Source organism: Labrys monachus, assembly GCF_030814655.1.
Lineage (GTDB): Bacteria > Pseudomonadota > Alphaproteobacteria > Rhizobiales > Labraceae > Labrys > Labrys monacha.
The window spans coordinates 6416850-6438739 of sequence record NZ_JAUSVK010000001.1 but is presented as its reverse complement, the minus strand read 5'-3'; the positions used below and the strand labels follow the sequence as shown (position 1 = coordinate 6438739).

General features: G+C 68.2%; 21 protein-coding genes. 7 read left to right on the top strand and 14 right to left on the bottom strand.

What is annotated here, in order from left to right; translation table 11 throughout:
* Positions 1-105: 105 nt before the first annotated feature.
* From J3R73_RS29345 to J3R73_RS29330, 4 genes are read right to left on the bottom strand one after another with little or no spacing between them, the layout of a single operon-like run.
* The gene (locus J3R73_RS29345) at positions 106-681 is read right to left on the bottom strand and encodes a sarcosine oxidase subunit gamma (protein WP_307435855.1); all 576 of its coding nucleotides are present in this window, start codon (positions 679-681) and stop codon (positions 106-108) included.
* The gene (locus J3R73_RS29340) at positions 674-3679 is read right to left on the bottom strand and encodes a sarcosine oxidase subunit alpha family protein (protein ID WP_307435851.1); all 3006 of its coding nucleotides are present in this window, start codon (positions 3677-3679) and stop codon (positions 674-676) included. The genes J3R73_RS29345 and J3R73_RS29340 overlap by 8 nt, the downstream gene beginning before the upstream one ends.
* Positions 3676-4005, bottom strand: a complete 330-nt coding sequence (locus tag J3R73_RS29335) for a sarcosine oxidase subunit delta (protein WP_307435847.1) — start codon at positions 4003-4005, stop codon at positions 3676-3678. The genes J3R73_RS29340 and J3R73_RS29335 overlap by 4 nt, the downstream gene beginning before the upstream one ends.
* A gap of 7 nt (positions 4006-4012) precedes the next feature.
* Entirely contained in the window at positions 4013-5263 is a 1251-nt protein-coding gene (locus tag J3R73_RS29330) for a sarcosine oxidase subunit beta family protein (protein ID WP_307435845.1), read from the bottom strand.
* Between the two features lie 485 nt (positions 5264-5748).
* Between J3R73_RS29330 and J3R73_RS29325 the strand changes: the two genes are divergently transcribed.
* Positions 5749-6747, top strand: coding sequence for a GlxA family transcriptional regulator (locus J3R73_RS29325; RefSeq protein ID WP_307435842.1), 999 nt, complete (start codon positions 5749-5751; stop codon positions 6745-6747).
* Between the two features lie 250 nt (positions 6748-6997).
* Here J3R73_RS29325 and J3R73_RS29320 read toward each other — a convergent pair whose 3' ends face one another.
* From J3R73_RS29320 to J3R73_RS29305, 4 genes are all read right to left on the bottom strand, one after another.
* Positions 6998-7660, bottom strand: a complete 663-nt coding sequence (locus J3R73_RS29320) for a DUF1345 domain-containing protein (protein WP_307435840.1) — start codon at positions 7658-7660, stop codon at positions 6998-7000.
* Positions 7657-8574, bottom strand: a complete 918-nt coding sequence (locus tag J3R73_RS29315) for a polyprenyl synthetase family protein (RefSeq protein WP_307435838.1) — start codon at positions 8572-8574, stop codon at positions 7657-7659. Before J3R73_RS29315 ends, J3R73_RS29320 begins: the two co-directional genes overlap by 4 nt.
* A 168-nt stretch (positions 8575-8742) precedes the next feature.
* Positions 8743-9468, bottom strand: a complete 726-nt coding sequence (phbB, locus tag J3R73_RS29310) for an acetoacetyl-CoA reductase (RefSeq protein ID WP_307435836.1) — start codon at positions 9466-9468, stop codon at positions 8743-8745.
* A 115-nt stretch (positions 9469-9583) separates the two neighbouring features.
* Complete coding sequence (locus J3R73_RS29305; protein ID WP_307435833.1) at positions 9584-10756, bottom strand: acetyl-CoA C-acetyltransferase; 1173 nt, start codon at positions 10754-10756, stop codon at positions 9584-9586.
* A 236-nt stretch (positions 10757-10992) separates the two neighbouring features.
* Here J3R73_RS29305 and phaR point away from each other — a divergent pair, with 236 nt between their 5' ends.
* A complete protein-coding gene (phaR, locus tag J3R73_RS29300; protein WP_307435831.1) occupies positions 10993-11601 on the top strand; it encodes a polyhydroxyalkanoate synthesis repressor PhaR in 609 nt (202 codons plus the stop codon).
* Between the two features lie 116 nt (positions 11602-11717).
* On the opposite strand, the gene J3R73_RS29295 is transcribed toward phaR, so the two are convergent.
* The 4 genes from J3R73_RS29295 to J3R73_RS29280 all read right to left on the bottom strand — a co-directional run bounded on the left by J3R73_RS29295 (position 11718) and on the right by J3R73_RS29280 (position 16038).
* Positions 11718-13388 (bottom strand): EAL domain-containing protein, encoded by a 1671-nt coding sequence (locus J3R73_RS29295; RefSeq protein ID WP_307435829.1) that lies wholly within the window; start codon positions 13386-13388, stop codon positions 11718-11720.
* A gap of 207 nt (positions 13389-13595) precedes the next feature.
* The gene (locus J3R73_RS29290) at positions 13596-14195 is read right to left on the bottom strand and encodes a TetR/AcrR family transcriptional regulator (RefSeq protein WP_307435826.1); all 600 of its coding nucleotides are present in this window, start codon (positions 14193-14195) and stop codon (positions 13596-13598) included.
* Positions 14192-15370: a cell division protein ZapE gene (gene zapE, locus J3R73_RS29285; protein ID WP_307435823.1), complete on the bottom strand. Its 1179-nt coding sequence runs from the start codon at positions 15368-15370 to the stop codon at positions 14192-14194. Before zapE ends, J3R73_RS29290 begins: the two co-directional genes overlap by 4 nt.
* Positions 15371-15402: 32 nt before the next feature.
* Complete coding sequence (locus tag J3R73_RS29280; RefSeq protein ID WP_307435819.1) at positions 15403-16038, bottom strand: glutathione S-transferase family protein; 636 nt, start codon at positions 16036-16038, stop codon at positions 15403-15405.
* A 238-nt stretch (positions 16039-16276) separates the two neighbouring features.
* On the opposite strand from J3R73_RS29280, the gene ykgO reads away from it, so the two are divergent.
* The 3 genes from ykgO to J3R73_RS29265 all read left to right on the top strand — a co-directional run bounded on the left by ykgO (position 16277) and on the right by J3R73_RS29265 (position 18155).
* Positions 16277-16402, top strand: a complete 126-nt coding sequence (ykgO, locus tag J3R73_RS29275; protein WP_068283257.1) for a type B 50S ribosomal protein L36 — start codon at positions 16277-16279, stop codon at positions 16400-16402.
* A 94-nt stretch (positions 16403-16496) separates the two neighbouring features.
* On the top strand, positions 16497-17063 hold the full coding sequence (locus tag J3R73_RS29270) for a tetratricopeptide repeat protein (protein ID WP_307435813.1): 567 nt from the start codon (positions 16497-16499) through the stop codon (positions 17061-17063).
* 99 nt (positions 17064-17162) lie between these two features.
* Complete coding sequence (locus tag J3R73_RS29265) at positions 17163-18155, top strand: alpha/beta fold hydrolase (protein ID WP_307435810.1); 993 nt, start codon at positions 17163-17165, stop codon at positions 18153-18155.
* Positions 18156-18467: 312 nt separating this feature from the next.
* Here the strand turns inward: J3R73_RS29265 and pyk are convergent, their stop codons facing one another.
* The gene (gene pyk / locus J3R73_RS29260; protein WP_307435808.1) at positions 18468-19904 is read right to left on the bottom strand and encodes a pyruvate kinase; all 1437 of its coding nucleotides are present in this window, start codon (positions 19902-19904) and stop codon (positions 18468-18470) included.
* On the opposite strand from pyk, the gene J3R73_RS29255 reads away from it, so the two are divergent.
* Positions 19831-20073 carry a hypothetical protein gene (locus J3R73_RS29255; RefSeq protein WP_307437847.1) on the top strand — a complete coding sequence of 81 codons (243 nt, stop codon included), beginning with the start codon at positions 19831-19833 and terminating at the stop codon, positions 20071-20073. The genes pyk and J3R73_RS29255 overlap by 74 nt on opposite strands.
* A gap of 61 nt (positions 20074-20134) precedes the next feature.
* Here the strand turns inward: J3R73_RS29255 and J3R73_RS29250 are convergent, their stop codons facing one another.
* Positions 20135-20797 (bottom strand): DUF1036 domain-containing protein, encoded by a 663-nt coding sequence (locus J3R73_RS29250; RefSeq protein WP_307435805.1) that lies wholly within the window; start codon positions 20795-20797, stop codon positions 20135-20137.
* Positions 20798-21055: 258 nt separating this feature from the next.
* Between J3R73_RS29250 and J3R73_RS29245 the strand changes: the two genes are divergently transcribed.
* Positions 21056-21880, top strand: coding sequence for an N-formylglutamate amidohydrolase (locus J3R73_RS29245; RefSeq protein WP_307435802.1), 825 nt, complete (start codon positions 21056-21058; stop codon positions 21878-21880).
* The last annotated feature ends 10 nt before the right edge of the window (positions 21881-21890 follow it).

Below are 21890 nucleotides of genomic sequence, written 5' to 3'. Positions count from 1 at the left end.
AGACCCTCATCCGGCGCTTCGCGCCACCTTCTCCCGCCTGGGAGAAGGAAAACTGCGCCATTTCCTGTAAATCGGCACCTATGGACAGGATGTCCGCGCCCCCGCCTACTTCACATATTCCCGCGCCGCTTCCTCCAGCAGTCCATGCATATAGGCGGCGAAGGAGCGCCATACCTCGATGTGGAAGTCCTGGGCGCCCTTGCGCCACAGCACGATCTCGGCCTTGACGTACAGCGTGCGCGTCGCCATGCCGGGCGGGAAGGCGGCGGGGTCGAGGTCCAGCATCACGCCGTTGGCGAGCACGTCCGCCGCCAGCGATCCGGAGACAAGGATGCCGACATTGCGGTGGCTGGCGTCGACGAGGGAATGCGGCTCCGCCACCGCCGCCTCGATCGCGTCATAGACCTGCTTTTCCTGGTCCTGCGGTGCCAGCAGCAACCACTCGTCGGGACCGAGCCTGAAGGCGGTGCGGACATCGTCGGTCGCGGCGGTGTTGATCGCCAGGGGCAGCGCCAGGCCGAAGGCCTGGCCGGCCGCGATCGCCGCGCTTTCGGAGCCGCGCAGCACGAGGCGCGCGCCGCGCGGGGCGGCCTCGATGGCGAGGCGGCTGCGCGCCGTGATGGCGGGAACGCCGTCGAGAGGATCGCGGCGCAGCAGGGGGGCGGCCCGGAGATCAGCCATTGAGCCGTGTTCCTTCCTTGTCGATGAAGACGGGATCGACCACCGTCACCGCGATCGCACCGCCGGGCATCGGCACATAGACCTCGTCGCCGTAGCGCGAGCGGCCCCGTTCGAGATTGCACAAGGCGATGGAGCGGCCGAGATTGGAGCTCCAATAGGCCGAGGTGACATGGCCGAGCGCATGCTCGCCGATCGCCGGTTCGGCGACGCCGGTGATCTGCGCGCCCTCCTCCAGCACCACGGTCGGATCGGCGGTCAACAGGCCGACGACCTGCTTGCGGTCGGGCCTGGCGAGGTCCGGCCGCATCAGGCCGCGCTTGCCGACAAAGTCGGCCTTGGCCTTGCCCACGGCCCAGCCGATGCCCGCCTCGTCCGGCGTCAGCGTGCCGTCGGTGTCCTGGCCGACGATGATGTAGCCCTTTTCGGCGCGCAGCACATGCATCGCCTCGGTGCCGTAGAGGCAGCCCTCATATTTCGCCACCTCGGCCTGGATCGCCTCCCACGTCGCGCGGCCATAGGCCGAGGGCACATTGACCTCGAAGCCCGCCTCGCCGGTGAAGCTCATGCGGAACAGGCGCGCCGGCACGCCGCAGATATGGCCTTCGCGCACCGACATGTGCGGCATGCCGGCATTGGAGATGTCGATGCCCTCGACCAGCGGCAGGAGCACGTCGCGGGCATGCGGGCCCTGCACGGCGATGACCGCCCATTGCTCGGTGGTCGATGTCAGCCAGACCTTGAGGTCGGTCCATTCGGTCTGGAGGTAATCCTCCATATGGGCGAGCACGCGCGGCGCGCCGCCCGTGGTGGTGGTGACGTGGAAGCGGTCCGGCGCCATCCGGCCGACCACGCCGTCATCATAGACGAAGCCGTCGTCACGGGTCATGATGCCGTAGCGCAGCCGGCCGGGTTCCAGCTTCAGGAACGGATTGACATAGATGCGGTGCATGAACTCCGCCGCATCCGGCCCGACGACCTCGATCTTGCCGAGCGTGGTTGCATCGAACATGCCGACGCGATCACGCACCGTGCGTGTCTCGCGGTTGACGGCCTCGTGCATGCCCTCGCCGCTGCGCGGATAATACCAGGCGCGCTTCCACAGGCCGACATCCTCGAACACCGCGCCGGCCTCGGCCTCCGCCTCGTGCATCGGCGTCCGGCGCACGGGATCGAAGAGGTCGCCGCGCGAGGTGGCGGCGAACAGGCCGAAGGTGGTCGGCGTATAGGGCGGCCGGAAGGTGGTCAGGCCGACCTGCGGCATCGTCTTGCCGAGGGCGCCGGCGGCGATGGCGAGGGTATTGACGTTCGAGGTCTTGCCCTGGTCCGTCGCCATGCCGGTGGTGGTGTAGCGCTTGACGTGCTCGATCGAGCGGAAGCCTTCGCGCGTGGCGAGCTTGATGTCCTTGGCGGTGACGTCGTGCTGGAAATCGACGAAGGCCTTGACGCGGTCGGGGTTGCGCTCGTGCGGCAGCCCGCCGGCATGGAAGCCGGACGGCGCCGTCGCCTGCGCGACGTCGAAGCGCTTCAGCGCCCCCTTGTCGCGCCCGGCGGCGCGCCCGGCCTGGTGGCCGACGGCGAAGCCGTCATCAATGACGGCGCCGAATTCGAACACGCCGCGGCAGGCGCCGGCCGAGCGCTCCGGATCCCGGGAAGTGCCGGGCACGAAGACCTGGTTCTCCGCATCGAAGGCGAGCTTGCCGCGCGACTGCGAGAACAGGTGCACGCTCGGCGTCCAGCCGCCCGACATCAGGACGAGGTCGCAACTCACCGTCTCCCGGTCGCGCACGCTGGCGCCGTCGGTGCCGATGCGGCCGAGCCGCACCGAGGAGACGCGCAGGCGGCCCCCGGTGCCGGCGATCGTCGAACCCGGCGCCACGCGGATGCCGGCCTGCCTCGCCGCCTCCGCCAGCGCCCCGCCCTCGGGCCTGATGTCGGCGATGACCGCGATCTCGATGCCGGCGGCCTTGAGGTCGAGGGCGGCGCGATAGGCACTGTCGCAGGCGGTGAACACCACCGCGCGCGAACCCGGGCGCACGCCGTAGCGGTTGACGAAGGTGCGCGCGGCATCGGCGAGCATGATGCCGGGCCGATCATTGTCGGGGAAGACCAGCGGCCGCTCGATCGCGCCGGCGGCGATCACCACCTGCTTGGCGCGGACCTGCCACATCCGCTCGCGCGGCATGCGGGGCCCGGGATCGGCGAGGTGATCGGTCAGCCTTTCGGCGAGGGCGACGAAATTGTCGGAATACCAGCCGAAGGCCGTGGTGCGCGGCATCAGGCGGACGCGGTCGTTCAAGGCGAGCGACATGATGATGTCGGTGGCCCAGTCGCGCGCCGGCCGGCCCTCGATGCTGGCCGTGGTTTCCGACAGCAGGGATCCGCCGAGCTCGGCCTGTTCGTCGCACAGGATCACCTGCGCGCCGGTCTCGGCGGCAGCGACGGCGGCGGCGAGGCCGGCCGGGCCGGAGCCCACCACCAGCACGTCGCAATGGGCGAAGCGGTTGAGGTAGCGGTCGGGATCGGCCTGCTTCGGCGCGTCGCCGAAACCCGCGGCGGCGCGGATCTTGGGCTCGTAGACGCTCTTCCAGAAGCTCTGCGGCCACATGAAGGTCTTGTAGTAGAAGCCGGACGCCAGGAAGGGCGACAGCAGGTCGTTGACCGCGCCGGCATCGAATTTCAGCGAGGGCCAGCGGTTCTGGCTGGTCGCGGCGAGGCCCTCATAGAGTTCGACCTGAGTGGCGCGCAGGTTCGGCGTGGTGCGTCCGGCGTCGCGGACGACGGTGACCATCGCGTTCGCTTCTTCGGACCCCGCCGCCATGATGCCGCGCGGCCGGTGATATTTGAACGAGCGGCCGACCAGGTGCACGCCGTTGGCGAGCAAGGCGGAGGCGAGCGTATCGCCGCGCACGCCCTGATAGGCGACGCCGTCGAAGGTGAAGTTGAGCGGCTTGGACCGGTCGATCCGGCCGCCGGCGCCGGTACGGAAGCGGGCGTTCACGACCGGACCTCCGTCTTCGCCGTCTCGCCGGCGAGTTCGGCCGCCAGCGCGGCGAGATCGGGCTTGGGGTCGCCCACCTTGTAGGTCATCACGAATTTGTCGGTCACGGTGTGGCGCACGGCGTTGAAGAAGCGCGCGCAGCCATGGATATGGCGCCAGCGCTCGGCGATCAGGCCCTTGGTGTTGGAGCGCAGATAGAGGAAGTCCTCCCACTGCGCGTCCGTCGGCCCCTCCGAATAGGCGGGACGGGCGATATGGGCTTCACCCATGTTGCGGAACTCGAGTTCGGGGCGCACCCCGCAATAAGGACAGGCGATCAGCAGCATGGCGGCCTCAATGCGCGACGGCGGCGGCGGCGGCCTCGTCGATCAGCCGCCCGGTGCGGAAGCGATCGAGCGAGAAGGGCGCGGCGATGGGATGGGGCTCGCCTGTCGCCACCGTGTGGGCGAAGACATGGCCGGAGCCGGGCGTCGCCTTGAAGCCGCCGGTGCCCCAGCCGCAATTGACGAACAGGCCGGGAACCGGCGTCCTCGACAGGATCGGCGAGCGGTCCGGCGTGACGTCGACGATGCCGCCCCAGTTGCGCATCATGCGCACCCGGCGCACCACCGGGAAGAGCTCGCAGATCGCATCGAGCGTGTGGGCGGCGATATGGAGCCCCCCGGTCTGCGAATAGGAGACATATTGGTCGGTGCCGGCGCCGATGACGAGGTCACCCTTGTCCGATTGCGACATATAGGCGTGGACGGTGTTCGACATCACCACGCAGGGCATGATCGGCTTCAGCGGCTCGGACACCAGCGCCTGCAGCGGATAGCTCTCCAGCGGCATGCGTACCCCGGCCATGCCCATCACCACCGATGTGTGCCCCGCCGCGACGACGCCGATCCTCTTGGTCCGGATGGTGCCGCGCGTGGTCTCCACCGCCGCCACCGCGCCCGCGGCGTCGCGCGTGATCCCCGTCACCTCGCAGTTCTGGATGATGTCGACCCCGAGCGCGTCGGCGGCGCGGGCATAGCCCCAGGCGACCGCGTCGTGCCGGGCGACCCCGCCGCGCCGCTGCAGAGCGGCGCCCATGATCGGATAGCGTATATCCTTGGAGATGTTGAGGATCGGGCAGAATTCCTTCGCCTCCTCCGGCGTGAGCCACTCATTGTCGACGCCCGCCAGCCGGTTGGCGTGCACATGGCGCTTGGTCACCTGCACGTCGTGGACATTGTGGGCGAGCATCATCACGCCGCGCGCCGAATACATCACGTTGTAGTTGAGGACCTGCGACAGGTCCTTCCACAGCTTCAGCGCGTGGTCATAGAGCGCGGCGCTCTCCTCCCACAGATAATTGGAGCGGATGATGGTGGTGTTGCGGCCCGTATTGCCGCCGCCGAGCCAGCCCCTCTCGATCACCGCGATGTTGCGCATGCCGTGCTCGGCAGCCATGTAATAGGCCGTGGCGAGGCCATGGCCGCCGGCGCCGACGATGACGGCGTCATAGGCCGCCTTGGGTTCGGGCGAGCGCCATTGTTCGGGCCAGTTCTGGTGGCCGCTCAGCGCGTTGCGCGCCAGGGAAAAGACAGAAAACCGCACGTCTCGCCGCCCGTTCGAGGATCATGGCCGGGACTATCAGCATCCCCGCACCACCCCGTCTAGCACGGAAGCGACGCGCCTTTTGTCGCATCAGAAGAAATCGACCGAGGGCCGACACCGGACCCTGTCGCACAGGAGGCGCATCCAGGACATTTCATTCCGCTTGCACCCGGCAAGGCGGCACGATATTTGTCTATTTACGCCATCATTTGCGACATCCGGTCGCCTGCACGTCAGAAATCTGCAATGAATGTCGCAAGATCGCCGTGCTCCGTCGTTTTCAGCGGTTCGATCCGAATGGCCCGTCATCGTCATCCGGCGAACGGCCAGCGAGGGAGCGCAAGCAGCGCAGGCTGCCGATCCCCAGGGCCCGCAGAGGCCCGCCACCCGTCCCGAGGGGCGGCCGCGCCGCATGGAACGGTCGCCGCTCTCTTTGTCGCTCAGCATGGCCGGCGCTCGCGGCCATCGTCCAGGGAGAATGGTGAATGAACATCCGGCCGGATATCGGCGCCACGCATACAGTCGGCTTTCTGTTGACCCCGAATTTCTCGATGATCGCCTTCGCGGCGGCCGTCGAGGTCCTGCGCCTGACGAATTACGTCACCGGCGCCCGGGCGTTCGCCTGGCGGCTCTATTCGCCCGACGGCCAGCCGATCGAGGCGTCCAACGGCGTCGCTCTCGCGGTCGACGGCGCCTATGCCGATGTGGGGCCGATGCCCGAGATCATCGTGTGCTCCGGCCTCGACGTGCAGAAATACGACCATGGCGCCCTGATCGCCAAGCTGCGCAAGCTCGCCTTCTACGGCGTCTCCATCGGCGCGGTGTGCACCGGCACCTATGTGCTGGCCAAGGCGGGCCTGCTCGACGACCATCGCTGCGCCATCCATTGGGAGAATTTCGACAGTTTCCGCGAGGAATTTCCCGAGATCGACGCCACCCAGGAACTGTTCGAGATCGACCGCAACCGTTTCACCTGCGCAGGCGGCACCGCCTCGATCGACATGATGCTGGCGCTGATCACCGCCAAGAAGGGCGCGGTGATCGCCGCCCTCGTCACCGACGAACTGATCCACCACCGCATGCGCGATTCGCATGAGCGCCAGCGCATGGAACTCAGGGCGCGCCTCGGCGTCTCCCACCCCAAGCTCCTGGCGGTGATCGGGGAAATGGACAAGCGCCTCGAGCGGCCCGTCTCCTGCGCCCAGCTCGCCCGCACCGTCCGCCTGTCGCCACGCCAGCTCGAAAGGCTGTTCCAGCGCTACCTCGACACGACGCCGACGCGCTATTACCTCGAAATGCGCCTCAACCGCGCCCGCCAGCTCCTGCGCCAGACCTCGATGCCGATCCTCTCGGTGGGCCTCGCCTGCGGCTTCGTCTCCGCCTCGCATTTCTCCAAATGCTATTCGGAGCATTTCGACCGCACGCCCTCCGAGGAGCGCAAGGGCATGCGGGTGGAACGCAACGTAGCGACCGCGATCGCCTGACCCCTGGGACGGCCGCCGTCCCGCGCCCATGCGCCAGGTTTGCAGAAAATGGCCTGATTTTCCTTCTCCCGGATGGGAGAAGGTGGCGCGTAGCGCCGGATGAGGGCCTGACCTTCAACGATTCAAGCGCAACTATCGAGCTATCTGCGTCGACGCTCTAGACCCTCATCCCCCTGCCGGGACCTTCTCCCGGACCGGGAGAAGGCGTCTAATTCTCATATCCTGCCGCGTATGGGACGTCCCCTGGGCTTCAGTTCCCGCCCAGCAGACCGGCGGCGATGTTGATCGCCAAGGCCAGCACGGTCGCATTGAAGAAAAACGAGAAGATCGCATGCGCAGCCACGAGGCGGCGCATCAGCCGCGAGCGAATATTGGTATCCGACGTTGCCGACGAGGCGCCGATCGCCACGGAGAAATAGACGAAATCCCAGTAGTCGGGCTCTTCGTCCTGGTTGCCGAAATCCAGGCACGGCGCTGTGGGATGGCCGCCGTCATTGTAGAAGACATGCGCGTAGTGGATCGCAAAGATCGTGTGGATGAAGAACCACGAGCAGACGATCGTCACCACCATCAGCGGCAGCGACACGGCGGTTTGCCCGGCGTGGCTATGCATGGCGCTGAGTTCGAACACGACACCGGCAAAGCTCGCGGCGGCCGACAGCATGCTCAAGGCCAGGATCGTCAGGGCGCCCTCGTCGAGATCGTCGGCACGCCGGCTCAGGTCCTGCGTCGTCATGCGCCCGAGATACCAGCTGACCGAGATGACGTAGAATGCCGATGCCAGACACCAGCCGGCCAGGAGGCGTTCGAGAAGCGGAAAGCCGAAAGGCCCGATGAAGGCAGCCAGGAAGCAGATGGCGAACGGCGCGACCAGGAATGGACGAGTGATGATCGCGCGGTAGAACGCTCTCATGACCGGCGTTCTGCCGTAAACCTCGCTGCCGCCCGCAAAATATCCGCCTCGGAGCCGAACACCGCCAGCGGCGCGAGCGCCTCGGCGACCAGCCGGCCGAGTTCCACCCGCGCCTGCGCCACGCCCCACAGGCCGACGAGCGTTCCCTTGCCCCGTCCCGCGTCCTTGCCCGTCGCCTTGCCGAGCTCGGCGCTCGAGGCTTCGACGTCGAGGATGTCGTCGGCGATCTGGAAGGCGGCGCCGAGGGCGCGGCCATAGGCCTGCAAAGCCTGATAGCGCTCCGCGTCGGCCCGGCCGATGGTGGCGCCCATCTCCACCGCGCCGGCGAGCAGGGCGCCCGTCTTCATCGCCTGCAGTTGGCGGATCGCGCCGGCATCGAGATCCACCGGCACGCCGCCGGCGAAGCGGCCTTCGGCTTCGAGGTCGAGCATCTGGCCGCCGGCCATGCCCGCCGCCCCGGCGGCCCGCGCCAGAAGGGCGATGAGCCTGGCGCGGATCGCCGCATCGCCGCTGGTGGCGGGGTCGGCCAGCGTCTCGAACGCCAGAGTCTGCAGCGCGTCGCCGACCAGGACCGCCGTCGCCTCGTCGAAGGCGCGATGCACCGTCGGCTTGCCTCGGCGCAGGTCGTCGTCGTCCATCGACGGCAGATCGTCATGGACGAGGCTGTAGGCGTGGATGAGCTCGATCGCCGCTCCCGCCCGCAGCGCCGTCTCCTCCTCGCCCTTGAGCAGGCGCGCCGTCTCGAAGACCAGGAAGGGGCGCAACCGCTTGCCGCCGCCCAGCACGGCATAGCGCATGGCCGCCATCAGCCGCGGCGGCACCGGCGGATCGGTGGCGACGTCGAAGATCGTCACCAGCATGGCTTCGATCTCGCCGGCGACGGAGGCGAGGCGGTGATGGAAATCGGTGTCCATGGGCTGTCATACCAAGAAGAGGCGCGATGATCCCCTCCGGGATGGGAGAGGAGGCGAAGCGGGTCCCGAAGGCCCCGCGATGTCGGCGCGAACGCTGTCCGGACTCGATCTGCCTTGTCGAGGCAAAGTCGATGGCGGCCCGCAGGCCGCGCGCGGACGGAACCGGCGTCAGACCATGTGCTGGCCGCCGTTGATGGTGAGCGTCGAACCCGTGATATAGCCGGCATCGTCCGACACCAGGAAGAGCACCGCCCGTGCGACTTCCTCGGGCTGGCCGAGGCGGCCGGTGGGAATCAACGGCAGGACACGGGTTTCCAGCACCTTGCTGTCCATGGCCGCCACCATCTCGGTGAGGACATAGCCCGGCGCGATCACATTGGCGGTGATGTTCTTCGCCGCCCCCTCCAGCGCCAGCGCCTTGACGAAGCCGATGTCGCCGGCCTTGGACGCGGCATAATTCGTCTGCCCGATCTGGCCCTTCTGCCCGTTGATCGACGAGATGACGATCACCCGGCCGAAGCCGCGATCGCGCATGCCCCCGATCACCGGGCGCGTCATGTTGAATAGGCTGTCGAGATTGGTGCGGATCACCGAGGACCATTGGTCCCTTGTCATCTTGTGCAGGAAGCCGTCGCGGGTGATGCCAGCATTGTTGACGAGGATATCGACCGGACCGAGATCCTTCTCCACCTCGGCCACGCCGGCGGCGCAGGCGTCGAAGTCGCCGACGTCCCATTTGTAGGTGGCGATATCCGTCTCGGCCCTGAACCTGGCGGCGGCCTCGTCATTGCCGGCATAATTGGCGGCGACCTTGTAGCCCGCCGCCTTCAGCGCCTTCGAAATGGCGGCGCCGATTCCGCGCGTTCCCCCCGTGACGATCGCGACTCTCGTCATGCTTCCTCCCTGGCGATTCCCATTCGTCTTCTTGCAGACTTGGCGATGCACATGTGGCGATGGATTGAAGATGGAACGATGGCGCGGATGCGGCGGCGATGGACGCCGGCCGCGATCAGCGCTCGACGGTGAGCGCAATGCCCATGCCGCCGCCGATGCACAGCGTGGCGAGGCCCTTGCTGCCGCCGCGGCGGGCGAGCTCGTGCAGGAGGGTGACGAGCACGCGGGCGCCCGAGGCGCCGATCGGATGGCCGAGGGCGATCGCGCCGCCATTGACGTTCACGATCGAAGGATCCCACCCCATATCCTTGTTCACGGCGAGAGCCTGGGCGGCGAACGCCTCGTTGGCTTCGACGAGATCGAGATCCCCGACGCTCCAGCCCGCCTTTTCGAGCGCGCGCCGGGAGGCCGGGATCGGGCCCGAGCCCATGACCGCCGGGTCGACGCCGGCGGTCGCCCAGGAGACGATGCGGGCGAGCGGCGTCAGGCCGCGCCTCTCGGCGTCCTTCGCGCTCATCAGCACCACGGCGGCGGCGCCGTCATTGAGGCCGGAGGCGTTGCCGGCGGTGACCGTGCCCTCCTTGGAGAAGGCGGGCCTGAGCTTGGCCATGCCGTCGAGCGTGGCGCCGTGGCGCGGATATTCGTCCGCATCGACCACCACGTCGCCCTTGCGGCCGGGCACCGTCACCGGCGCGATCTCGTCCTTGAAACGGCCCGCCTTCTGTGCCGCCTCGGCCTTGTTCTGTGAGCCGACGGCGAAGGCGTCCTGGTCCTCGCGGGTGATCTGCCACCTGGTGGCGACGTTCTCGGCGGTGATGCCCATGTGATAGCCGTGGAAGGCGTCGAGCAGGCCGTCCTTCAGCATGGAATCGAGGAACTTCATGTCGCCCATCTTGGTGCCGGCGCGCAGATGCGCGACATGCGGCGCCAGCGACATCGATTCCTGCCCGCCCGCCACGATGATGGAGGCGTCGCCATTGGCGATCTGCTGCAGGCCGAGAGCGACGGCACGCAGGCCCGACCCGCACAGCTGGTTGAGGCCCCAGGCGGTCTTCTCCTGCGGCACGCCGGCGGCCATCGCGGCCTGGCGGGCGGGATTCTGCCCTTCGCCGGCGGACAGGACCTGCCCCAGAATGACTTCATCAATGTCGCCGCCCTCGACCTTGGCGCGGGACATCGCTTCCTTCACGGCCGCCGCGCCCAGCGTATGGGCCGGCACGGCCGCGAAAGCGCCGTTGAACGAGCCGACCGGCGTGCGCGCCGCGCTGACGATGACGACGTCTGTCATGGCATAGTCTCCTTCGAACCCTGTTGGCGGCCCGCGCCCCCATGGGAGTGCGGACGGGTGCTCAAACGCCATATGGGGGGGCCGACATCTCGGCGTCAATCATGCACGCGCTCGATGACGGGTTTACCGCGGCTGCACAAAGGTGTTTTCGCGGTCGCGAAAAGAGCCTAGGATTCCCGAAGGGAGAGGACGAAGTCTCGTCCCATGGCACGGGCCACCGCGAAGGGCATGCTGGCATGGCGAAAGCGAAAGAGCCGACCACCATCAAGAAATACGCCAACCGGCGCCTCTACAATACGGGCACGTCGACCTATGTCACGCTCGAGGACCTCGGCGCCATGGTCAAGGCCGGCGAGGACTTCGTCGTCCACGACGCCAAGACCAATGAGGACATCACCCGCCAGGTCCTGACCCAGATCATCTTCGAGCAGGAGAGCAAGGGACAGAACCTGCTGCCGATCACCTTTCTGCGCCAGCTCATCCGCTTCTACGGCGACAGCATGCAGGCGCTGGTGCCGAGCTTCCTGGAATTCTCGATCGACACGCTCACCCGCGATCAGCAGAAGCTGCGCGAGCAGATGACGCAGCACCTCACCGGCGGCTGGGGCCAGGCGCCCTGGATCAATGGGGGCTTCGGCAGTCTGGAGGAGCAGGCCCGCAACAACATGGCTGCCTTCCAGCGCGCCTTCCGCCTGTTCACCCCCTTCGCCCAGAGCAACGGCCTCGACGCCGAGCCGCCGAGTCCCCCGCCCTCCCCCAAGGCCGGTGACGACCTCAACGACCTGAAGAAGGAACTGGCGGAGATGCGCTCGCGCCTCGACCGCATGAGCGACGAGAAGAAGTGAGGAAATAGCGCTCGCCCGCCCCGAGCAAATTCTCCGGCTTTTTGTTTGACGCGTTTTCCCGATCGCGAACTCGATCCGCTCTTCTGGAAAATGCCCGAGCGGGACTCTCGATCTCCTCACGTTCCCGTCATCATCACCGGCTCCGGCCGCAGGCCCGCCTTCGGACGCGGCAGGTCGAGCCGGAGGGCGCCGGCGACTGCGCCCTGCAGCCGGTCGCAGCCCCAGCCTGCCAGGAGCTGCGCCGTCGCCTCGTCGTCGACCCATTCGGCGCCGACGGCGAGCGAGCGCTGCACCGCCGCCTCGACCAGGCTGCGCAGCGCAAAGCGCCCGTGGGCAACCTGGACCGCCGTTTCCACCAGCGCGCCATGCAGCGTGATCCGGTCGGCCTCCAAGGCCTTCACCGCCTCGAACGACAGATGGCCGCCGCCGAAGCCGGTGACGCCCAAGCGCGCGCCGGACGCTCGAATGGCCCGCGCAAGCGCGCCTCCCCGGTCGAGATCGGCTCGCGCCACGGCCTCGTCGAGTTCCAGGGTCAGGCGCGGGCGGTCCTCGCCGCCGGCCGGAGGGATCACGCCTTCGGGCAAGGGAAGAACGATCTCGACCTCGGGGTGGCGTGCCAGCGTGGCATCCGCGAGTTCGATGAGCCGGAGCGCGAAGCGCCTGGCGACGGCGGCATCGCCGTCGCGGGAAAGCTGGGCCGGCTGCCAGGGGGTGGCACCGGCGGGCGTGCGGACGAGGGATCTCGCCCGGAACGGGCTCGGCCCGGCCGGGCCGCCTTGGCCGCGGAGGTCGATGATCGGATCGAAGGCGAGGAAGAGCCTGTCCTCCTCGAGGGCGCTGGCGATCAGCCCAGCGGCGCCGGGGGTCGCTCCCTCGTCGGCATCGCTCGCCAGTGTCATGAAGCCGCCCGGGCTTTCCCTCGCGCAGCGGTCGAGCGCATGCTGGGCCCGATGCAGCGCCGCCGCGCCATCCGGGGCCGTGGGAAGAAGGACGGCGCCGCCGATCGAGATCGAGGGATGGATCGTGCCTGCCGGGGCGTCCACCGCCGCCGCGGCGACCGAACTGCGAAAGCGTTCCGCCGCCCGCGGCAGATCGGCGGCGTCGCATCCCGCGAGGACGAGCGCGAACCTGCCGTCGGCGACGCTGACGAGGTCGTCCCCGACACGGAGCACCCGGCGCAGGCTCCGCATGACCTGCGCCGCGACCGCATCGGCCGTCACCGCGCCATGCTCGGCCTCGATCGCAGCGAGGCCGTCGACGGCGACCAGCAGCAGCGCGGCCCGTCGACCGGTCTCGCACGCCTTGGCCAGGACGCGGCCGAGGCGATGTCCGAGACCGGCGTGCTGGGATGGCCCGGCCTCGTCCTCCGCGCAGTCGGCGACGACCCGCAGCAGGCCGCGGGCGCGGGCCGGCCGGCCGTCGGGACCGGCGAACCAGCGGCCGCGATCCTCGATCCAGCGCTTGCGTCCGCTCCCGGCCGGCCGGCACGCATAGCGCAGGCAATAGGCGGTGCCGCTGCCGGCCGCGCCCGCTCCGCCATGGAGGATCGCCTCGTGGCGTCCGCCCGGGGCTTCGAAATCGAGCAATTGCGCAAAAGCCCTGCCGCTGGCGAGGGCAGCCTGGTCGGCGATGCCCAGGACGCGGGCGGCGCCAGCGCTCCAGGACACATGATCCGTCTCGAGGCACCACTCGTAGCACGCCTGGTTGAGCGCGATCATGAGAGCCCGCGGATCGATCGGGGATATCGAAGCAATCATGCCGCCCGGCGGCATCGTCCTGTCAGACATCGTTACGCTTTCCGCGCCCGTTGCGGGCGTAAGGGCTGTCTGAGATCTGTCCCGCCCTCTCCTGCGAGCGCTACGCAGCTTGCCGGGGATGACGATATTCACATGAAGACAGGTCTCAAACGAACTGTAAGCATAGGAAGCAAGAATGATGCCGTGCACTGGTTAACAGGCGCTTATGCGGCGGCGGGCTCTCTGGCGGGCCCCGCCCTACACGCTGCCGGTCAGCATGGCCCGGATGACGACGCGCAGGAGCCGGGCGAGCCGCTGGTCGAGCTCGGTCCGGTTGGCGTCGCGATCGGCGGAAATCGCCACGGGATCGATGAAGCGGTGCAAGGCGTCGGTGAGGAAGACGATCAGGCGCTCGTTGGACCGCGCGCGGAAATGCTCGATCGACCGCCCCTCCTCCACCACGCGCTCGATCAGGCCGCGGATACGGCGGCGGTGCCGGCGCACCACGGCGCGATTCTCGGCGATCGCCGAGAGCCAGGCGGCGAAGAGATTGGGCTCGTGGTCCAGCCGCTCGCGATAGAGCCGCGCCAGGAGCAGCATCATGCGCTCGAGCTTGTCGTCGGCCGGATCCGGCGCATCGGCGACGCCGGCGAGCTGGGTCTCGACGCTCTTGTGCCATTCGCCGGTCACCGCGTCGATCAGCGCGTCCTTGGAGGCGAAATAGCGGTAGACCGCCGCGTGGCTGAGCTGCGCGTCCCGCGCCACCGCGACCACCGAGGTGCGCTGCAGGCCGTGCTTGCGCACATGGTCCGTCGCGATGTCGAGCAGGCGCGCGCCGGTCGGCTCGGACTTGCTCACGTATCCACCAGGGGCGATTTCCGCGACGGCGGCGCCTGATGCGGCTGGGCGAGATAGGCTTCCGAGCGCATTTCGATCAGGCGCGACACCGTCCGGTGGAACTCGAAGGCCTCCCGGCCCTCCTCATAGGGATAGAGGCCGGCGGGCTCCGCCTCGGCGGACATCACGAGCTTGACGCCACGGTCGTAGAGGCTGTCGATCAGCAGGATGAAGCGCTTGGCGGCATCGCGCTGCGCCTGCTTCAGGACGGGCACGTCGTCGATCATCAGCGTGTGGAAATGCGCAGCCAGCGCGAGATAATCGGCCGGGCCCCGCGGCTGCTCGCACAATTCGGCGAAGGAGAAGCGGGCGAGGCCCATCGCCGCCTGGGGGACCACCAGCTCGCGCCCCTTGACGGCGAGCACCTGCCTGGCGCCCTCGCGCAGGCCGGTGAGGCGGAGGAAGATGGCGTCCATGTGCGCGCGGACGTCGGGTCCCGTGCCCAGGAGATAGGTCTCGCCGCCCGACAGCTTTTCCAGCCGGTAATCCGTGCGCGCTTCCAGCTTCACCACATCCATGTGCTGCTCGAGGAGCTCGATGAACGGCAGGAACAGCGCCCGGTTCAGTCCGCCTTCATAGAGCCGCGCGGGCACGACGTTGGAGGTGGCGACGACGATGACGCCGAGCCCGAACAGGTGGCCGAACAGCCGCCCGAGGATCATCGCATCGGCGATGTCGGTCACCGAGAATTCGTCGAAGCACAGCAGCCTCGCCTCCGCCGCCAGCGCCGCCGCGACCGGGCCGATCGGGTCGTCGCCCTTGCGGCGCCCCGCCTTCACCTCGTTGCGGTAGCGGAAGATGCGCTCGTGCACGTCGTTCATGAAGGCGTTGAAATGCACCCGGCGCCGCGAGATCCGCTCGGGCACGCTGGCGCCGAACAGGTCCATCAGCATGGTCTTGCCGCGACCGACATCGCCCCAGATATAGAGGCCCTTCGGCGGCGCCTTCGGTTTGGCGCGGCCGAAGAGCCGGGCCAGCGCGCCCGGCTTCGACGCGGACGGGGCTTCGCCCAGCCGGTCGAGCAGCATCTGCAGCCGGGCGAGCACCGTTTCCTGCGCCGTATCGCGCTCCAGGGCGCCGGTTGCGGCCAAAGCGAGATAGCGCTCATGAAGGGAAGGCGAAACGGGGGCGTGCAAGATCGGGACTCGGGAGGTTCGGCGGCGTGGATTCAATGCCGGGCCGGCAGGGCCGGCGGGACGAGATCATAAGGCGGCTTCCATCCCGGCAGCGCGGCAATGCGCGCGCGCCAGGCCAGGATATGCGGATAATCCGCCAGCGCCATGCCGGTTTCCTCATCGAAGAAGATATAGCCGGCGAGCGAGATGTCGGCGATGGTCGGCCGCCCCCCGACCATGAAGTCGCGGCCCGCAAGATGCTTGTCGACGATGGCGAAGGCGCCGGCCGCCCGGCCGCGCAGGAACGCCGTGACCGGCGATTCGCCGCTCTTCTGCAGGCCGACGAGGAAGCGCAGCGTCGCGTAGTAGCTGGTGAACTTGTGGTTGTCGAACAGGATCCAGCGCAGGATCTCGCGCCTTTCGTCCTCGTCGCGCGGCCCGAACTGCCCGGTCTCGGCGGCCAGATAGTCCAGGATGACCCCGGACTGGGTGAGGGTCCGCCCCTTGTGCAGGAGGACGGGTGCCTCTCCCATCTCGTTCACCGTCTCGCGGAAGCCGGCGGTCCGGGTCTGGCCGTTGAAATAGTCGACCGGCACCCGCTCCCAGTCGCTGCCCGTCAAGGCGAGCATCAGCGCCGCCTTGTAGGAATTGCCGGACTCGCCGAAGGCGTAGAGTCGATAGTCAGCCATGCCGCACTCCCTCTTGTGCCGTTCCTCATAGCCAATCATGCGGGAGGGGCATAGAGCGATCGGCGGCGCTTTGCGCCCGCTTCGTTCCTTCCCATCGGGCAGGGCCTGCGGCCAATGTCTCTCGCCCGCCTTTGGCGGAAGGCGTTGACATCCGCCGGCCTCGTCGCTAGAAACCGCCATCTTTTAATTTTGGGAGCCGTAGCGGATTTTCGCGCGCTCCGGTCGAGGCACGAGAACCATGAAGATCCGCAATTCGCTCAAGTCGCTGCGCACGCGTCATCGCGACAACCAGCTGGTCCGCCGCAAAGGCCGCGTCTACATCATCAACAAGACCCAGAAGCGCTACAAGGCCCGCCAGGGCTGATTGTCGCCGCTTTCCTGCGATAGAGCCCGGTCACGGTGACGTGACCGGGTTTTTTGTGTTTGAATCCCGCGTCATCCGGGAGCACCATCGACGCATGCGATTTGCCAGATTTGCACATCTGTTCCTCATCGGCCTGCTCGCGCTGCCCGCCTCGACGATGGCGCAGGGAAGGCCGGGGCCCGATCCGGCGCTGGACCACCTCTACGACCGGCTTGCCAAGGCCCAGTCGGACAAGGAGGCCCGCAACATCGCCATCGCCATCGAGCGCGCCGAACTGCAATCGGGCAGCGACACCGCCGACCTGCTGATGGACCGCGCCCTCACCGCGCTGCAGGCGTCCAATCCCGACGCGGCGATCAAGCTGCTGAGCGCCATTATCCATCTGCGTCCCGGCTATGCCGAGGCCTGGAACAAGCGGGCGACCGCCTATTTCCTCAAGAAGGACTACACCCGTTCGATCGCCGACATCGCGCAGACCCTCAGCCGCAACCCGCGCGAATATGGTGCCTGGAGCGGGCTCGGCGTCATGCTCTCCGATCTCGGCGACAAGAAGCACGCCTATGAGGCGTTCCAGAAGGCGCTGGCGATCAATCCGCGCCTGCCGGGTGCCAGGAAGGCCTTCGACCAGCTCAGGACGGATGTCGAGGGACGCGATATCTGACCCGCCTCCCTGCTCCGTCCGGATCCCGGCCCGAAGCCGGCATCGACGGACAATTCCGCTCACCGACATTCTCCCGACTCTTGGTTGCGCAGGCCGCGATTGACCGTTCTCCTCCTTCTCCTCTTCGTCCTCGTCGGCGTCCATCTCCTCGCGGTGATCATGGCGACCGCGATCATCGCCGCCCGGATCGAGGAGGAAAATCCGCCCGAGGGGGTCTTCGTCGAGGTGCCCGGCGGGCGCCTGCACCTGTATGATCTCGGGGCCACCGACGCGGACCGGCTGCCGATCCTGCTCCTCCACGGGGCCACCTCCAATGCGCGCGACATGGTGCACGCGCTGGGCGCCGATCTCGCCCGGCGCCGGCGCGTGATCGCGGTGGACCGGCCCGGCCATGGCTGGAGTGACCGGCCGGGCGGGCGGGGCGATGCCTCGCCGGCGCAGCAGGCGGCGCTGATCATGGCGGCGCTGCGCCGGCACGGCATCGGGCGCTTCGTGGTGGTGGGCCATTCCTGGGCAGGCTCGCTCGCCGCCCATTTCGCTCTCGACTATCCCCGGGAGGTCGCCGGCCTCGTCGTCCTCGCCGGCGCCACCCATCCCTGGCCCGGCGGCATCAACTGGTATTACCGCCTGGCGGCCATGCCGGTGCTCGGCCGGATCTTCGTCCATACGGTGATGACGCCCGTCGGCGCCTGGGGACTGTCGAAATCGGCGGCCGAGGCGTTCGTTCCCCATCCCGGACCGGCGGATTATGTCCGCAAGAGCGCCGCCGCCTTGGTGCTGCGGCCGAAGGAATTCCGCTGGAACGGCCAGGACGTCGCCGACCTCAAGGCCTTCCTCCGGCAGCAGGCGCCACGCTATGGCGACATTGCCGTGCCGACGGCGATCCTCGCCGATCCCGCCGACCCTGTCGTCCACACCGGCATTCATGCCGAGCCGCTGTCCCGCATGGTCCCCCATGCGCGGCTGACCCTGCTCGCCGGCGCCGGCCACCAGATCCACTATACGGCGAAGGCGGCGGTGCTGGCGGAGATCGAACGGGTGGCGGCGGAGGCCGAGGCGCTGCTTCACCCGCTCGGGGCGAGCGGCTTCTGACGGGACGGCCGGGATCTGATTTGCCGGCTTACTATATCGCGAGTATACCGGCCTTCCTCACGCCTGCAGGGGCCTTTTGTGCGCCCGGCTGCTCCGGCGCTCCACGCGGGCACTCTCTCCTCCTTCCGTGGCTCGTCGCCGAAAGTAAGCTGGAAGGGCCGAAAACGGCGCGATATCGCCGATATTCCCGGGGATGGAAAGCCGCCACCGCAACGGAGTTTCGGCGCGCCGACATCTCCGGCATATAATTTGCCGGCAAATTGAAAAAGGCGCGACGCACAGCGCCGCGCCTCCGAATGGCGTGCGATTATGCTACGCGCCTTCGATGTCGTCGGTACCGACGAAGGCGATGCGCATCATGTTGGTCGCTCCGGGCGTGCCGAACGGCACGCCGGCGACGATCAGCACGCGCTGGCCCGGCCTGGCGAAGCCATCCTTGTAGGCATGACGGCAGCCGCGCTCGACCATGTCGTTGACGTCCTTCGCATCCTCCGTCAGCACCGCATGCACGCCCCAGACGAGGGCGAGGCGGCGGCCGGTGGAGATGTTGGGCGACAGCGTCAGCAGCGGCTTTTCGGCGCGTTCGCGCGCGATGCGCAGGCCCGTGGCGCCCGAGGCCGTCCAGGCGATCAGCGCCGCGAGGTCGAGCGTCTCGGACACGGTCCGCGCCGCCGCGGCGATGGCGTCGGCGCCGGTCTGCTCCGGCTCGTTGCGCTGGGCGTTGATGATGGTGCGATGGAGCGCGTCGCGCTCGACCTCTTCGGCGATGCGGTTCATCGTCGCCACCGCCTCGATGGGATAGGCGCCGGACGCGCTTTCGGCGGAGAGCATGACGGCGTCGGCGCCCTCATAGACCGCGGTGGCGACGTCCGAGACCTCGGCGCGCGTCGGCACCGGGATCGAGATCATCGATTCGAGCATCTGCGTCGCCACGATGACGGGCTTGCCGAGCTTGCGGGCGCCACGCACGATCCGCTTCTGCAGGCCGGGCACCTTTTCGAGCGGCAGTTCGACGCCGAGGTCGCCGCGGGCGACCATCAGCGCGTCGGAGACCTCGATGATCTCCTCCAGCCGCTGGATGGCCTGCGGCTTCTCGATCTTCGACATGATCAGCGCGCGGCCGCGGGCGATCTTGCGGGCCTCGGTGACGTCCTCGGGACGCTGCACGAAGGAGAGCGCGATCCAGTCCACGCCGGTCTCGAGCGCGGCGTCGAGATCGCCGCGGTCCTTGGCCGTCATGGCCGAGACCGGAATTTCGGTATCGGGGAGCGACACGCCCTTGCGGTTCGACATCTTGCCGCCGATCAGCACTTCCGTCACCGCGCGGGTGCCCATGCATTCGGTGGTCTTCAGCCGCACCTTGCCGTCGTCGAGCAGGAGCGTATGGCCCGGCCGCAGGGCGGACAGGATTTCCGGATGGGGCAGCTGGACGCGACCGACGTCGCCCGGCGTGGGATCGGAATCGAGCACGAAGCTGGCGCCGTTGACGAGCTGCACCGACCCTTCGGCGAATTCGCCGATCCGCAGCTTCGGCCCCTGGAGATCGACGAGGATGCCGATCGGGCGGCCGCATTCCTTCTCCACGTCGCGGATCATGCCGACCATCTCGCGCATGCGGTCATGCGAGGTGTGGCTCATATTGATGCGAAATACATCGGCTCCCGCCGAAAACAGTTTGGCGATCATCTCCCTCGAGGAGGAAGCGGGCCCGAGTGTGGCGAGAATCTTCACCTTTCGCTGGCGACGCATGCGGCTCATTCTTTCTATTTCGACATTGCGCCCGGGCGGGCGCTTCGGCGCAACCACCCGGCGGTTCAACCGTGCGATTTCACCGGGCACCCCCGCGCCCGGGCGCTTCGCAGGATCGATCTGCGTCGCGATGGCGGGAAAGGAGGCGGCCGGTCAGGGTCGCGTCTGAAGCCTGGCAGTCTAAACCGTTTTTAGCGCCAGAAACGTGACATAAATGCCACGCCGCTGCGCTATTTCGTCGGCGGTATTGCGGGCTTCGGCGTGGGCAGGGCGGGAACGGCGGAAGCCGGCGCCGATGGGGCGGTCGGGCTCGCCGACTGCGCCGGAGACGTCGCCGCAGCCGGGGCGTTGGGCGACGTGACGGCCGGAGCCGGCGCCGAGGAGCCGGGGGTGGTCGGCGTCGGCGCCGCCGGCGCGGCCGGAGGCACCGCCGCGCGCGGGGCATCCGATTTCGGCCGCGCGCCGTTCTGGGCCTGTTCGGACAGCTGCACGGTCCAGCTCTTCTGCTGGCCGGTGTCGATCTCGAAGAAGCCCGAGCGGTCATAGCCGCGGGCGAGGCAATTCTCGAAACCGCGAATGGTGAATTCCTTGTCGCGGGTGCACATGAAGGACTGCCCGCTCCACTCCCCGCCCTGGTCGTAGTCGACCGAATAGACGTAATAATAGCGGGCCGCGAGCGGCCCCTTGAGGATGGACTCGCAGCTGCGGGCCGAGACGTTCCACCAGCCCTCGGTGAGCCAGCCCTGCTTGTCGCGATAGCCGATCGCCACGCCCACCCGGCTGGACGTGTTGTTGCACAGGCGGAAATCGGCACGCGCCGGAGTGGCGAGCAGCGGCAGCGAGGCCATCACCAAGGCCGGAAGCGTCAAGCGGTACATGGGGCGCGGCGTCATTCGAACCGATTCGATCCTGAGAGAGACCTTGATACAGGCTCGTTCCAGCGCAAGAAAGACTGCTTTCTCGTCAACCGCAGGTCTGCTTTCCGGCCTGCGGCAAGGCTCGGATACCGGGCGTTAAGCATCCCGGAAAGATTTTCTTAGCCTGTAGCGGGCCCGCTCTCTATGCTCGGCGCCATGACTTTCTCCTTCTTCATGGTCCCGCCCACCGCCGTACCGGGCCGGGTTTGCGGCATCCGGGCGGACTGAACCGCGATGGCGCCCAAATCCGCTTCGACCGATTTTTCTCCCCTGGACGTGCTGGAGGGGGATGCCGAATCCGGCCTGATCCTGCTCTGCGACCACGCCTCCAACGCGCTGCCGCCGGAATATGGCACGCTCGGCCTGCCGCCCTCCCAGCTCGAACGCCATATCGGCTATGACATCGGCGCCGCCGCCGTCACGCGCGACCTGGCGCGAAGGCTGCGCGCGCCGGCCCTGCTCACGCGTTTTTCCCGGCTGCTGATCGATCCCAACCGCGGCGCCGACGATCCCACGCTGGTGATGCGCCTGTCGGACGGCGCCCTCGTTCCGGGCAATGCCCGCATCGGGCGGGAGGAGGTGCTGAGCCGGATCGAGCGGTTCTACCGGCCCTACCACAAGGCGGTGGCGGCGCTGGTGAACGACCGGCTCGCCCGCGACGTGGTGCCGATCCTGTTCGCCGTGCATTCCTTCACGCCGGTCTGGCGCGGCGTGCCGAGACCCTGGCACGTGACCCTGTTGTGGGACAACGACCCGCGGGTGGCGCGCCCGCTGATCGAGGCCTTCGGCCGGGATCCCGGCCTCGTCGTCGGCGACAACGAACCTTATGACGGCGCACTCGAAGGCGACACGCTCTACCAGCACGCGACGCTGCGCGGCCTGCCGAACGCCCTCGTCGAAATCCGCCAGGACCTGATCGGCACGCAGGAGGGCGCCGAGGATTGGGGCGCGCGCCTCGCGCTCGCCTTGTCGCCGCTCCTGGCCGATCCCACCATCCGCCGCATCGAACATTACGGGTCGCGCACGGCTGCCGTCCCGCCCCCGGCGGCACGGGCCTGAGCGCGCCGCC

Bases quoted from the DNA above. Each gene is read 5' to 3' on its own strand.
- ykgO (WP_068283257.1), top strand. From the start codon at position 16,277: ATGAAGATCCGCAATTCGCTCAAGTCGCTGCGCACGCGTCATCGCGAC.
- J3R73_RS29250 (WP_307435805.1), bottom strand. From the start codon at position 20,797: ATGACGCCGCGCCCCATGTACCGCTTGACGCTTCCGGCCTTGGTGATG.
- J3R73_RS29245 (WP_307435802.1), top strand. From the start codon at position 21,056: ATGGCGCCCAAATCCGCTTCGACCGATTTTTCTCCCCTGGACGTGCTG.
- phaR (WP_307435831.1), top strand. From the start codon at position 10,993: ATGGCGAAAGCGAAAGAGCCGACCACCATCAAGAAATACGCCAACCGG.
- J3R73_RS29335 (WP_307435847.1), bottom strand. From the start codon at position 4,005: ATGCTGCTGATCGCCTGTCCTTATTGCGGGGTGCGCCCCGAACTCGAG.
- J3R73_RS29280 (WP_307435819.1), bottom strand. From the start codon at position 16,038: ATGGCTGACTATCGACTCTACGCCTTCGGCGAGTCCGGCAATTCCTAC.
- J3R73_RS29345 (WP_307435855.1), bottom strand. From the start codon at position 681: ATGGCTGATCTCCGGGCCGCCCCCCTGCTGCGCCGCGATCCTCTCGAC.
- J3R73_RS29305 (WP_307435833.1), bottom strand. From the start codon at position 10,756: ATGACAGACGTCGTCATCGTCAGCGCGGCGCGCACGCCGGTCGGCTCG.
- J3R73_RS29320 (WP_307435840.1), bottom strand. From the start codon at position 7,660: ATGAGAGCGTTCTACCGCGCGATCATCACTCGTCCATTCCTGGTCGCG.
- J3R73_RS29315 (WP_307435838.1), bottom strand. From the start codon at position 8,574: ATGGACACCGATTTCCATCACCGCCTCGCCTCCGTCGCCGGCGAGATC.
- pyk (WP_307435808.1), bottom strand. From the start codon at position 19,904: ATGCGTCGCCAGCGAAAGGTGAAGATTCTCGCCACACTCGGGCCCGCT.
- J3R73_RS29325 (WP_307435842.1), top strand. From the start codon at position 5,749: ATGAACATCCGGCCGGATATCGGCGCCACGCATACAGTCGGCTTTCTG.
- J3R73_RS29295 (WP_307435829.1), bottom strand. From the start codon at position 13,388: ATGTCTGACAGGACGATGCCGCCGGGCGGCATGATTGCTTCGATATCC.
- J3R73_RS29270 (WP_307435813.1), top strand. From the start codon at position 16,497: ATGCGATTTGCCAGATTTGCACATCTGTTCCTCATCGGCCTGCTCGCG.
- phbB (WP_307435836.1), bottom strand. From the start codon at position 9,468: ATGACGAGAGTCGCGATCGTCACGGGGGGAACGCGCGGAATCGGCGCC.